10 protein-coding genes and 2 pseudogenes are annotated in these 12,991 nt (G+C 38.6%); 5 read left to right on the top strand and 7 right to left on the bottom strand.

All coding sequences use genetic code 11. The features are described 5' to 3' along the window. Positions 1 to 288 precede the first annotated feature (288 nt). From F994_RS16170 to F994_RS16165, 3 genes and pseudogenes are all read left to right on the top strand, one after another. On the top strand, positions 289 to 1,560 hold the full coding sequence (locus tag F994_RS16170) for a GGDEF domain-containing protein (RefSeq protein ID WP_004651698.1): 1,272 nt from the start codon (positions 289 to 291) through the stop codon (positions 1,558 to 1,560). A 156-nt stretch (positions 1,561 to 1,716) separates the two neighbouring features. Next, positions 1,717 to 1,904: pseudogene (locus F994_RS17905) on the top strand (tyrosine-type recombinase/integrase); the annotation flags it as partial. Between the two features lie 97 nt (positions 1,905 to 2,001). Beyond that, positions 2,002 to 3,351, top strand: a complete 1,350-nt coding sequence (locus F994_RS16165; RefSeq protein WP_004651697.1) for a PepSY-associated TM helix domain-containing protein — start codon at positions 2,002 to 2,004, stop codon at positions 3,349 to 3,351. Positions 3,352 to 3,381: 30 nt separating this feature from the next. Here the strand turns inward: F994_RS16165 and F994_RS17410 are convergent. The 7 genes and pseudogenes from F994_RS17410 to F994_RS16135 form a co-directional block, all read right to left on the bottom strand. Further along, positions 3,382 to 3,483 (bottom strand): annotated as a pseudogene (locus F994_RS17410) (arsenical resistance protein ArsH); the annotation flags it as partial. 4 nt (positions 3,484 to 3,487) lie between these two features. Beyond that, positions 3,488 to 4,528 carry an ACR3 family arsenite efflux transporter gene (gene arsB, locus F994_RS16160; RefSeq protein ID WP_004651694.1) on the bottom strand — a complete coding sequence of 347 codons (1,041 nt, stop codon included), beginning with the start codon at positions 4,526 to 4,528 and terminating at the stop codon, positions 3,488 to 3,490. 4 nt (positions 4,529 to 4,532) lie between these two features. Beyond that, on the bottom strand, positions 4,533 to 5,006 hold the full coding sequence (locus F994_RS16155) for an arsenate reductase ArsC (protein WP_004651693.1): 474 nt from the start codon (positions 5,004 to 5,006) through the stop codon (positions 4,533 to 4,535). Positions 5,007 to 5,012: 6 nt separating this feature from the next. Next, the gene (locus tag F994_RS16150) at positions 5,013 to 5,333 is read right to left on the bottom strand and encodes a metalloregulator ArsR/SmtB family transcription factor (protein WP_004651691.1); all 321 of its coding nucleotides are present in this window, start codon (positions 5,331 to 5,333) and stop codon (positions 5,013 to 5,015) included. 57 nt (positions 5,334 to 5,390) lie between these two features. After that, a complete protein-coding gene (arsC, locus tag F994_RS16145; RefSeq protein ID WP_004651690.1) occupies positions 5,391 to 5,825 on the bottom strand; it encodes an arsenate reductase (glutaredoxin) in 435 nt (144 codons plus the stop codon). 257 nt (positions 5,826 to 6,082) lie between these two features. Beyond that, complete coding sequence (locus F994_RS16140) at positions 6,083 to 7,780, bottom strand: hypothetical protein (protein WP_004651689.1); 1,698 nt, start codon at positions 7,778 to 7,780, stop codon at positions 6,083 to 6,085. A gap of 322 nt (positions 7,781 to 8,102) precedes the next feature. Continuing rightward, a complete protein-coding gene (locus F994_RS16135; RefSeq protein ID WP_004651688.1) occupies positions 8,103 to 9,164 on the bottom strand; it encodes an AraC family transcriptional regulator in 1,062 nt (353 codons plus the stop codon). Between the two features lie 602 nt (positions 9,165 to 9,766). Here F994_RS16135 and mutS point away from each other — a divergent pair. Together mutS and fdxA are read left to right on the top strand one after the other, a co-directional pair. Then, positions 9,767 to 12,373 (top strand): DNA mismatch repair protein MutS, encoded by a 2,607-nt coding sequence (mutS, locus tag F994_RS16130; protein WP_051061114.1) that lies wholly within the window; start codon positions 9,767 to 9,769, stop codon positions 12,371 to 12,373. A gap of 205 nt (positions 12,374 to 12,578) precedes the next feature. Beyond that, positions 12,579 to 12,902: a ferredoxin FdxA gene (gene fdxA, locus F994_RS16125; protein WP_004651686.1), complete on the top strand. Its 324-nt coding sequence runs from the start codon at positions 12,579 to 12,581 to the stop codon at positions 12,900 to 12,902. The last annotated feature ends 89 nt before the right edge of the window (positions 12,903 to 12,991 follow it).

Raw genomic sequence — 12,991 nt, 5'->3', positions numbered from 1 at the left:
ATTAGACTTTATTCATAAGTCATTTTTTGATCAATGCAAAGTATTAATAAAGCCAACATTAAAAAATAAACTTTAGGAAATACTAGATTTATAATTGTGAAATACTGAGGTAAAAGCATAAAAATTGAATCAATAAACTGAAGCTGTGCTCATTTTAAAAAATCGAATCTTGAACATTTTTTGATTGATGCAAGCTATCTATTAGATTGATAAATATATGGTCTTTTAATATAGAATATTTAATAGAAAAATGAACAATCATTTTTTACATGAATAGTGAGAAAATTCATGAAATTAAAAGGGTCTACCGCATTAAATAGAATGCAAATTGAACAAGTTGCGTCTAAGGGGTTAAACTCAGTTCATTTTTCTAAAACACTCGAGCGCATTTACCAAGAACAATATAAAAATGAAGCAGCTTATGAGTTTAGATTTCGTGGATTAATTATATTAATTTTGTACTTATTTCTAAGTTTTGGTATTTATCAAACTATTTCTAACAATGACATAATGCAGCAGTGGCTCACCTATTATGCATGGGTCGGCATTATTGTCATCACCGCTTGGATCTTATCTTTTTTTAAAAAATTCAATCAATACTTCGATTATTATACCGGTTTTGGTTCCATGGTCGCGATTACCATCTCCTTTATCATTATCACCAATATTGGTGCAGATCCAAATAATACGGCACAAAATGATGTGCTATTTCATACAGCCATGATGTATGCCGTGGTGATCACTTACAGTTTTGTCGGTATGCGATTTTACACGGCAGTGATTGCCTGTTGGATGGGCGGTCTGATTGCGATTTTTATTTCAATTTGGTCAAATCAAGAGATTGGCTGGACCTTGTTAAATAGAACCTATACCTTTTATAGCTTTTTAGGCATGGCTTTAACCTATGCGATTGACCGTCAGCATCGGGAAAATTATTTACAAAACTGTATTATTGAACTGAACCAAATTGAATTAACCCAGCAAGCGCAACAATTGGCATTATTATCACAATTAGACTCACTCACAGGTTTGGCGAATCGACGTTATTTAAATGAGGTTCTTGATAAAGAGTGGCGCTATGCGCTAAGACATCAAACACCGTTAAGTATATTAATGGTCGATATCGACTTTTTTAAAAACTACAACGATCATCTTGGGCATATCGCAGGTGATCAATGTCTGCAATTGATTGCAGATGCCATACACTCGATTACTGCACGCAGCAATGATCTAGCTGCACGTTATGGTGGAGAAGAGTTCTTACTCGTTTTTCCAATGACAGACCAACAGCAAGCCGAAGCACTCACCATACGCCTTTTACAGCTCATTGAGGCCGCTGCTATTCCCCATCCATCCAGTCCCATTTCTGAACACGTCACCATTAGTGTAGGAATCGCAACCCTCATACCGCAAGCTCATGATCAAATTTCGGAACTGATTAGCTTAGCCGATCGTGCATTATACCTTGCCAAAAATGAAGGACGAAACCGTTATCATATTGCCGAACCTTATGACGAAACCACTGCTCCGCCCATGACAAATAAGCATATTCTCCTTTAGATATCGGCACATACTCATAATTAAAAAACCACTAAAAGCGATCTTAAGTCATTTGAAACAAGTATTTTGAAACAAATGTTATGTCTTATCCTTCTTTACCTTATGTACAGATTGCAGAATTTTTCAGCATCTTCGGCAAAAAAGTAAGCTCATCCAAATGTTCTCGTATCTAAAGAAACTATCGCTTTACTGGAATCCGTTCAGCAGCATACACCTCATTTGATTTTATTTTCTCTGCACCTTGACGTGCTAGAATGTGCTCTGATATGTCATTAACAACTTTGATCAGGCCTATGCATGAACAAAAGCTTAAAGAAAATGACATAGCCGATAGTGATCCCAAATGGCTTTATTCTAAATCTTCATAACACCTTACATGTTTATATCTATTTTTATATCCAGTAAGCTTTTTAAATTGGCTCCCTAAAATTGCGTTAGAAAATGAATTTGAACTTTAATTTTTGGCAAGCATTTTTCCGTTTAGTACATGTGTATGCTGGAATTTTTATTGCTCCATTTATTTTTATTGCTGCACTAACTGGCCTGTTTTATGCTGCCACGCCTCAAATTGAACAGTTGATTTACAGTGAAGTACTCTATGTAGATCATCAAAACCATTCAAAAACTCAGCCTCTGAGTCAACAAATTGAAACAACCAAACAATCTTTATCATCCACTGCACAGATTACAGAAGTACGCCCATCGGCAGCGCCTAATCAAACGACTCGGGTGATTTTCTCAGATCCGAAGCTAAAGCAAGACAATGAAGCGGTCTTTGTAGATCCCTATACGCTGGAAATCAAAGGTCAATTGGCTGTGTATGGTACAAGTGGCTTATTACCCTTTCGAACAACACTTGACCATCTGCATCGAGATTTATTATTAGGAAATTGGGGGCGTTTTTATAGTGAACTAGCCGCAAGTTGGTTAGCCATTTTAATTTTTACAGGTTTATATCAATGGATTAAACGTCGTAAAAGATTAGAAAATAAAAAAACCATTCACAACAAACTCATTCAAAAACATAGCACAATCGGCTTATTTTTATTTCCCCTACTGCTCTTTATTGCGATTACTGGCCTAACATGGTCTGAATGGGCGGGAGAAAATATTCGTATGCTTCGGCAGTCACTGAGTTGGCAAACGCCGACATTAGTGACATCGCTCAAAGCAGAGAGCCTTCCAGCAGTTATGATGCATCATGGCGATCATGTCATGACTCCTCACAATCCGACTGCACATATTTCTTCTGGAGATTTCGATACTGCTTTAGTAATCGCACGGCAGCATGGTGTCGATGCTTCTCAAATACAAATCAAGCCTCCTTCAGATGCAAACCAAGCATGGACTGTTTCAGAAATTCAGCGGCGCTGGCCAACTCAGGCAGACAGTATTGCCATTGATATGCAACAGCATCAGGTCTTAGATCAGCTTTATTTTCAAGATTATCCATTGATTGCCAAACTGACACGTTGGGGTGTCGATGCACATATCGGTCTTTTATTTGGCTGGATGAACCAACTCGTTTTAATCATTTATGCACTTGCGCTATGCAGTATGATTATTTATGCATATTTGGCTTGGTACAAAAGAACTGATTTAAAACAAACAACCATGCAACTCACAGAGCAAAGCATAATCATCTGGACGCAGGCTGCCCTTAAACAAAAAATAGCGCTATTTTTTGTTCTAAGCATTATGGCAATTCTTTTGCCCCTATTTGGAATGAGTATTCTGGTTGCTATAGTTGTCATGACCATTAAGCATATAGCAGTACAAAAAAATGATTAAAAGGGCTTAATTAAAGCGCCATTGAATTGTGAACAGTTGATAAATATGCGGTGGATGATCCAGCTCTTTGGCTTGAACTTTTGCCAAAGTAGGCTGATCAAGCAAATTCATATCAACATTTGGGAGATTCATAGCGTTAGGCCTCTTTAAAGTATTTTTTTCTTAACCACAATGACACGCTCACCAAAGCAATCAGCACAGGCACTTCAACCAATGGCCCAATCACCGTTGTAAAAGCAACTGGCGAAGCTAAACCGAATGTGGCGATTGCAACGGCAAGTGCTAATTCAAAGTTGTTTCCAGCCGCAGTAAAAGAGATTGCTGCTGTCTTCGGATAATCATTGCCCATCCATTTGCTCATAAAGAAGCTAATAAAGAACATCAAGACAAAGTAAATTGTTAAAGGAATCGCAATTCGTAAAACATCCATTGGCAGGCTTACGACATCAGCACCTTTTAGGCTAAACATTGCCAAAACCGTGAACAGCAAAGCAATCAAACTTAGAGGACTGATTTTCGGAATAAACTTGGTTTGATACCACTCCACGCCTTTTTGTTTCACCAAAATTAAGCGCGTTAAGAAACCGAATAAAAACGGAATACCGAGATAAACCAGAACAGCATGGGTAATGGTCCAGAAATCAACATTGATCACTTGTGACGCTACACCAAAATACGGCGGCAGAAAGGTCAGGAATAGCCAAGCATAAGTACTAAAGAACAAAATCTGAAAGATACTGTTAAAAGCGACCAGTGCTGCAACATATTGGTTATCACCACAGGCCAAACCATTCCAGACCAGAACCATCGCAATACATCGTGCTAAACCAATCAGGATTACGCCTGTCATGTATTCGGGATAACTCTGCAAAAATATGATTGCCAATACAAACATCAGTACCGGAGCGATCAGCCAGTTTTGTACTAAGGATAAAGTCAGTGTTTTCTTATCCTTAAATACTTGCGGCAAGGTCGCATAGTCCACTTTTGCCAGTGGCGGATACATCATGAGAATAAGACCAATCGCAATTGGAATATTCACCGAATCGATACTTAATTTATTCAGTGCGTCAGAAGCTTGAGGAAAAAAAGTTCCGATTGCAACACCTAATGCCATGGCAATAAAAATCCATAACGTCAGATTACGGTCTAAAAAAGACAAGCGTTTTTCAGACATTTTCTTACTCAACATTCGAAATTTGATTAATTGCTGCAATCAAATCTGGGCGAGACATATGCGCTGTATCGAGTGCCAATAAAGCATCTAAGCGACGGTTGATATGATCAACAGTGACTTGGAATGCTTTGAGCTTTTCTTCTTTCGGTAAATCCAAATGTGAAGGATCAGCCAAACCCCAATGTGCTTTGATTGCACCACCCAAATAAAGTGGGCATGCTTCTTGAGCGGCCGAATCGCATACAGTGATCACAACGTCGGGTTGATATTGTTCGCAATCATCAATGGTTTTGCTCCACAGATCATCAGTCGATAAACCCAAATTTTCAAGGGTTTCTATGGTCAATGGATGCACTTGTCCAGATGGTTTGCTACCTGCACTGTAAGCTTTCCAACCTTCCGGCGCACGACTATTAAAAAGCACTTCAGACAAAATGCTGCGGCAGCTATTTCCTGTACATAAAAAAAGAAATTTCATCTTGTTCTACTCGCAATAACTATTGATTTGCTGAAATGGCGTTGCAATTTTTGGCTGTAATTCAGCATTTTTAAGTGTGTTCAACACTTCTACGCACCAATCCGGTAAGCTTGGATTCATGCTGTAATAAACCCATTGCCCCTGACGTCTGTCCTGTAACAACCCCAAAGAACGCAGTAAAGCCAAATGACGTGAAATTTTGGGCTGACTGAGCTGTAGCTTCTCGGTCAAATCACAAACACACTGTTCATTCTGCTGGACAACCAACATGACAATGTTGAATCGGGTTTCGTCAGATAAACATTTAAAAAAATTGATTTTGTCCATATATATTCACTCCATCATATGGATATATAGATATTCATATATATATTGATTAAATTTTTATTTCAAACGCTGCCCATTTTCATCAAGCACTTGTTCACCGTCTTCTTTGCTGAAAGCGCCCTTTTGTGGGAGTGGCAGAATTTCTAAAACTAGTTCTGATGGACGACTTAAACGAGTGCCCAAATCTGTGACTACAAAAGGGCGATTAATCAGAATTGGATATTGCAGCATAAAATCTAAAAGCTGTTCATCCGTCCAATCATCACGTTCTAGCGCTAGATCAGAATACGGCGCAACATTTTTACGAATTGCCGCTCTTACCGTTAAGCCTGCATCTGCAATAAGCTGAATAAGTTCTGGCTTAGACGGCGGATTAACCAAGTATTCAATCACTTCAGGTTCGATATTGGCATTGCAGATTAAGGCAAGCGTATTACGTGATGTAGCACAATCAGGATTATGATAAATCTTTACCTTGGCGGTAGCAGTCATTTGCTGAGGCTCAATTGAATATTTAAGATATATTTATATACGAATAACCATATATATGCAATTCCATATTTATAGAATCTTTAATTGAAGAATAAATGCATGAAGTTAAAATTTAAAAAGACTGGATTCAAGGGGCTTTCCATTTCAATTACAGGTGATTTGTCTAGCAGAGCTGGGGCGCCTGATAAGCATGATTTAAATCATACTTATCAGACTATTTAAAAATCATTTTATTTATTTTCTACACTTTCAATCTGCTACTGAATAGTGGCAGGTGCATCCTCGACACCACTATTAATAGAATGGGAACAAACTAATTTCCCCTGATCACGAGCAATTCTCCAAGCAGTATAAGGCCCTTCAATTTCAGCTTGACTATGATTTTGTAATGATAAAACTGAATCACCTATTGCCAATAATTGATTTCGCATTAAATTAAAATCAACCGCATCCTTACCAAATGACGGTGCCCACAGTGACCACGGCCCTGAAATAGTGGCCATGGTTGGAATCAAGTCAGAATGCGATGCATTTCCTAAACCACCAAAATTACACTGTTTCGGTAAACGATTCTGAACGGGTTGATCCTGACCTGTTGAAATCATGACCGCAGGCAGATTACGCCTTTGTGCAGCTTCAATTGCTACTGTCTGCATTAAAAGATGATCTTCAGCAACAAACCAAGCTTGCGGCTCTGCTCTACCAGAAAATTCCAAAGTCCGACCAAAACCACCATCTAGTCTCGGTTTTGCAATTATTTCACGTGTTCCCAAATGTTCCACAGCAAAAACAAAACTCACCTTTTTCGCTTTATATTCTTCATTTAGTTTTTGCATATATCGAAAAGTGCCTTCTTTAGACATATGCAGATGTCCTGTATTAAAAGCAAACTCATAGGTTTTAGGTCGGCACTTTAAAGGTAACTTGGCAAAATATTGTGCCAAAGCCACCATACCTCCGACCCCATTTTCCTGTACCCAAGTGTTGCCATCTGTATTGGCAACAAAAACTACTTTTTCCTCACTCATTCCCGGTAAGGTTGCAATTAAGTTGCGAGTCATGACTTTGTCTCGCTCTGCTTGAACAACGATACGTGCATCCTTTGTACTTACGGCTAATGCTTTAATCTCGGCAAACTCATCCGATCCCAAGAAAACAGCCGGAAGTCGATAATGCAACCCATTATGCGGGTCAAAGTAGTCTTTCACTTGCTCTCGTGGTACATCAAAACCCAAAATAAGCCCCGCAGCTCCAACTTTTCCAGCAGCAATCAAATCTTGATTCATTAATTCGCCAGCTAAAAATGGCTTATCATATCGTTGTTTTTGAAGATCCTTTAGGGCTGAACTTAAATATTTTGCAAATTGAAATAAGAATGTGTAGGGCGGAGCAACCATATTTGCATAAACAGGATCTTGAGCGGTTGGAATTTCACGCACAATAATTTTCCCCTTATGCTCGGCAGTAATTGGCTGATTACGGGCTAAGTAAACCAACTGACCTGTATTGCCTGCATCTGATGTTCCTAATGAATATGGCACTGCTCCAGCAATCGGAATGTCCTGACCATTGACGGATAGACTCCCCGAGCGTGATAAGCTACGTCCCTTGCCATTTTCAGCTTCTATAGTGGGTTGCCAGCGCTCAATTTCATAACTATCCGATTGTATTTGCATACCCGGTATTTTTTTTGCTTCGACTTCAATCCAGTCAATCAATTGATTATGAGCCTGACTTCCTGTAGAGCGTAACTGAGCAAGTTCTGGCCCGACCTGTACCAATTTTTCTAAAGCTGTGGCATCTGCAAATAGTGTTTCATCCATGACCGTTGGGCATGTCTGTTCCACTTCAGGAAGTGTACTGGAGACACTGTCTTGATCACTGCCACAACCTGTAACCGCAAAACTAAGTAAAATAAGACCTAGAGAATGTTTATAAACTTGATGAATTTTCATATCTTTTCCTTGACGTTTACTCATAGCAACTTCATGTAAATGAGGCAAGCCGGCTATTTATTCTCTTACAGCCATATTGAGTAATTTTTATCGATATTCCCTTTCCTGCTGACCAAATACGGTAAGAAACAGGTTTAACAAAAAACCAAATCAAAATAGATCATCTAATTTTTCACACACAATGAATTTTTTAGAGAATCTATCTGATCATTCTTTCGATAATATTCTGAACGAAGAATAAAAAAATAACGCTTCTGAGTCATAGGGTTTCGAATTTAGGACAGCGTATTTTAAAAACCGACCAAAATAGCCATAAAAACGGCTATATATTTGAATTATTTAATTTTTTACGATATTGAGTTGGGGTTAAATTTGTTTGCAGTCTAAACCATGTAATAAATGAGTGACTGGTATAAAAACCAAGTGCCTTCGAAATAAATGCAACTGAATGCTGATAGTTCACTAAATAATTTTCAGCTAACTCAAATCGAACTTGATCTAAAATTTTACTGTAGGCATTTTCTTCTTGATGTAATTTTCTGCTTAACGTTCTGACATTAACGGCCAACTGTTCTGCAACATTTTCACGCGATAATCGTTGTTGATGCAGCAATAAATAAATTTGTGCTCTGACCTGCTCAGTAAAGGTTTGTTCAACTTTTTGTTGTTCCAGCAATTTCTGAGCAAATATTTTAACACTGTCATACAGTCCAGAATTTGCTGTTTTTAATGTCATATTGAGTGACTTAGGCAGTAATAACAAAGCCGCTTCTTTTTGGTCAAAATAGACAGGACATCCAAAGAATTCATCATAGGTTTTTTGTAATTCCGGTGCAGCCAAAGTATGGGTAAAATGAACTGCTTTTAGTACAGAATAACCGTCATCGCGAACCAATCTGACCAAACTGACCCACCAAGCCAAATTGTATTCTGTCCCACAACGAATAAAAATTGGATCTTTAGACCTGCATTTCCATTTCCAATACACGATATCGGATTCTGTTTGAATAGAAATATCGCCGATACAGCCAATTAAGGGTTGGAATTCTTTTAAGGTATAAATTGCTTTACTTAAGGTCGCAGATAAAGGGACGAGGTGCCCTAAAACACCATAAGCAGTTGAATCCATTTTTTTAGAAAAACTTAAAGAAACCAATGGGTTTTTACAAACATTATACGTATATGAAATGGCCTTTTCAAAATAGCTGAGTGGAATACACTGGTTTGAATCACCTAATTGTTCTTCAGTCAAACCGCCTTGTAAAAGAAGCTCCTTTCTATTGATGCCAAAAAAGGTTGCATGCTCAAGGAAATGCTTAACAAGTCCTACAAGCACTTGACTCCCAAGAGTATCATCCATATTTTTTTGCAAATCAGTGATCATACTCATCATCCCAGATAATTAATCCCTCATTTGTAATTATTGTAAATCACAATATCAAAACAATTCAAACTTTTATCCGTTTGTGAATACTTCACGTGAAATGAGTCTAATTTTCTGGCGCGACTCAAACAATTTTTTTAATCTTTGCAAGAATTCAGCCTTTAATAAAAAATTATTTGATATGCAATCAGCTCTATTTTTATTGAGTTCTCATCTTGTATTAGGGTAAATCCCCATGTTTCTTTCAGTTATGCTCACCAATATCCACTTTATCTTGATCGCCCAATTTCATTTTTTAAATCGCTTTTGCACTCAGCGCTTTTTTTTCAAGCGTATAAGTATTTGTCATGAATCTTCTCATTCTGCTTCGATAAGCATTTTGTTAATATAGATACAGCTTATCTTTTTATGCAATTACACTCGCATAAGACCGACACTAAAGCTTATACCAACACACTTGAAGGTATAGGTTTAGATAGAATCAGAATGGATTGAATCGGAACAAACTCAATCTTCCAGATTTTAAAAAATCTTTTAAACTTAAAGGCTTTATTAAATTGAACCCAGAAAATTCAACACCTGATCTATCGACACTCACCCCTATGATGCAGCAATATTTAACGATAAAAATGCAGCATCCCCACTCACTCATGTTTTATCGCATGGGTGACTTTTATGAATTATTTTTTGACGATGCGCATAAGGCAGCAAAATTACTGGGCATTACCCTAACCCATCGTGGTAAAGCCAATGGTGAACCGATTCCTATGGCCGGTGTGCCTTATCATGCGGCTGAAGGGTATTTAGCACGTTTGGTAAAAAAAGGCGAAACCGTTGTTATTTGTGAACAACTTGGTGAAGGCGAGAGCGCAGGCACTCGCGGTAAGGCACCTATGGAACGTGGTGTCGTGCGAATTATTACTCCCGGCACACTAACCGACGATGCACTCTTAAACAGCCACCAATCTTCTAATTTAGTCGCGCTTTGTATTCAACAAAATCAAATTGGCATTGCACTGCTCGATTTAAGTGCGGGTATTTTTAAAGTCCAACAACAAAATTTTCAGCAAGAACAACTTGCGATTGAACTGTCTCGCTTAATGCCAAGTGAAATTTTGGTTGATGAAGATATTGTCGACCCAAACATCATTGAACAAATTAAAAAACAACTCGACTGCCCTGTGACAAAACGTCCGAATGTTGATTTCAACATTAATAATGCGCAAAAAACATTATGTGACCAGTTTGCGGTATCTACGCTTTCTGGTTTTGGTATCGATCATTTACCGCTTGCCAAAGCCTCGGCAGCAGCGCTAATTCATTACGCCAAAGAAACGCAAAAAACGGCTTTACCGCATATTCGCTCCATTCAGTTAGAACAAAGCAGTGACTTTATTGCACTTGATCCAGTGACACGTCGTAATTTAGAGCTAATCGAACCTTTATTTGAACATGGCACATCACTGTTTCAACTGATTAATGACTGCCAAACAGCGATGGGTAGTCGTTTACTCAGCCGTACCATCATGCAACCCTTGCGAGACACTAAATTACTCGATGCTCGACTCGATGCCACGGCATCTGTGCTCAACGGCTATCATGAATCGCCTATTCGTTTAGTGCTTAAAGACATTAGTGATATTGAACGTGTGCTAAGCCGTGTGGCCTTAGGCAGTGCCCGTCCACGTGATTTGGTACAACTGCGTCAAGCCTGTGCACAAATTCCCTTATTACGCCATGCCATTCAACCCATCACGCAAGCGCATCAATCTGGCTTAATTCAGCAATTGGATCATGAATTAGGTGATTTTAATGGTTTGCACCAACGCTTGATGTCAGCCATTGTTGAGCATCCACCAGTATTACTTCGTGATGGCAATGTAATTGCAGAAGGTTTTGATAGTGAACTCGATGCACTGCGTAAAATTCGTGATCATGCGGGTCAATTCCTGATTGACTTAGAAATCCAAGAACGTCAGAACACAGGCGTTTCAACGCTTAAAATTGGTTACAACCGAGTCAGCGGTTACTATATTGAACTGACTCGCGCTCAGGCAGAGCAAGCACCTGACCATTACATTCGTCGCCAAACTTTAAAAAATGCTGAACGCTATATCACACCAGAACTCAAATCTTTTGAAGATAAAGTGTTATCGAGTGAATCCCGTGCCCTTGCACGTGAAAAAATGTTGTTTGAAATGCTTTTGGATGAATTACGACAAGATATTGGCAATCTACAAATGATGAGTAGCGCGATTGCACAAATTGATATGCTGGCTAACTTTGCCCACCAAGCACGTTTACGCAATTGGTCTCGCCCTGAATTTAGTCCTGAAATTGGGGTAAAAATTATTGCTGGTCGACACCCTGTGGTTGAAGCCTTAAGCAAAACCGCCTTTACACCAAACGACACCAGTTTAGACTTCAACCACCGCATGGCGATTGTGACTGGACCGAATATGGGGGGTAAATCCACCTTTATGCGTCAAACAGCACTGATTAGCTTATTGGCTTATTGTGGCTGTTATGTTCCTGCCCAGTCGGCAATTTTAGGTCCTATCGATCGTGTTTTCACCCGTATTGGTTCTGCCGATGATTTATCTACGGGTAAATCGACCTTTATGGTTGAAATGACTGAAACCTCTCAAATTTTGCATCATGCAACTAACCAATCTTTAGTGCTGATGGATGAAGTTGGACGTGGCACCAGTACCTACGATGGCTTATCTTTGGCATGGGCATGTGTACTTGACCTGAGTAAACGGATTAAATGTCTGTGTTTATTTGCCACACATTATTTTGAACTCACTGAACTTGGCAAAGAATCAGGCATTGATAACTACCATGTCACTGCCAAAGAATTAAATGGCAATTTAATTTTATTGCACAAAGTTCAACATGGCCCTGCCAGTCAAAGTCACGGCTTACAAGTCGCTAAATTGGCCGGTATTCCTACCAGCGTGATTAAAGAAGCACAAAATCGCTTAAAAATTTTAGAAAAACAGCAACATCTACAACTCAATAAAGCGGTTCAAAATGACTTGTTCAGTGTGGCTGATGAACCCGCGATTGAAGTCATTGAACGCATTGTAGAAGTTGAGAAAGATGTGCCCGTACTCAATCTATTAAGAGCTTTAGATGTCGATAACCTTTCACCACGTGAGGCACTACAGCAAATTTATGCTTTAAAAGATGCCTTAGAAGCATAATTTAAAACTATTTTGTATCAGACCAAGACTCCCAAATAGGAGTCTTTGTCATTTACTCCCTCTATTTAGTCATATATTCAGTTTTTATTAGAATAAACAGTCCTACATATAACAAATATCAATAAAAGCAATTGTTAGTTACGTGCATTTTTGCCTAAAATACAGCAAGAGTAATTAGAACCATATTTTTTAGGTAGCTGTCGCCATGACCTTTGTTGTCACTGAAAATTGTATTAAATGTAAATACCAAGACTGCGTAGAAGTTTGTCCAGTGGATTGTTTCTATGAAGGTCCAAATTTCCTCGTCATTAATCCTGATGAATGTATTGACTGCGCTTTATGCGAACCTGAATGTCCTGCTAACGCTATTTTCTCTGAAGATGAGTTACCAGAAGGTCAAGAAGTCTTTATTGAACTCAATACTGAACTCTCACAAAAATGGCCAAATATTACCCAGATTGGCGACCAACCTGCTGACCGTGAAGAATGGAATGGTAAAGCAGACAAGTTACAATACTTGGAAAAATAACAGTATTTTTAGACTAAAAAAAAGATCAGCAATTGCTGGTCTTTTTTTATACCTAAAACACACATTTGATTGCAATATTTTCAAATTTT

The organism is Acinetobacter bohemicus ANC 3994 (genome assembly GCF_000367925.1).
Classification (GTDB): domain Bacteria; phylum Pseudomonadota; class Gammaproteobacteria; order Pseudomonadales; family Moraxellaceae; genus Acinetobacter; species Acinetobacter bohemicus.
This window is presented reverse-complemented; position numbering and strand designations above follow the sequence as displayed.

Excerpts from the sequence above, each read along its gene's own strand:
- F994_RS16165 (WP_004651697.1), top strand. The coding sequence starts at position 2,002 with ATGAATTTGAACTTTAATTTTTGGCAAGCATTTTTCCGTTTAGTACAT.
- fdxA (WP_004651686.1), top strand. The coding sequence starts at position 12,579 with ATGACCTTTGTTGTCACTGAAAATTGTATTAAATGTAAATACCAAGAC.
- F994_RS16150 (WP_004651691.1), bottom strand. The coding sequence starts at position 5,333 with ATGGACAAAATCAATTTTTTTAAATGTTTATCTGACGAAACCCGATTC.
- arsC (WP_004651690.1), bottom strand. The coding sequence starts at position 5,825 with ATGACTGCTACCGCCAAGGTAAAGATTTATCATAATCCTGATTGTGCT.
- mutS (WP_051061114.1), top strand. The coding sequence starts at position 9,767 with ATGATGCAGCAATATTTAACGATAAAAATGCAGCATCCCCACTCACTC.
- arsB (WP_004651694.1), bottom strand. The coding sequence starts at position 4,528 with ATGTCTGAAAAACGCTTGTCTTTTTTAGACCGTAATCTGACGTTATGG.
- F994_RS16140 (WP_004651689.1), bottom strand. The coding sequence starts at position 7,780 with ATGAAAATTCATCAAGTTTATAAACATTCTCTAGGTCTTATTTTACTT.
- F994_RS16135 (WP_004651688.1), bottom strand. The coding sequence starts at position 9,164 with ATGATCACTGATTTGCAAAAAAATATGGATGATACTCTTGGGAGTCAA.
- F994_RS16155 (WP_004651693.1), bottom strand. The coding sequence starts at position 5,006 with ATGAAATTTCTTTTTTTATGTACAGGAAATAGCTGCCGCAGCATTTTG.
- F994_RS16170 (WP_004651698.1), top strand. The coding sequence starts at position 289 with ATGAAATTAAAAGGGTCTACCGCATTAAATAGAATGCAAATTGAACAA.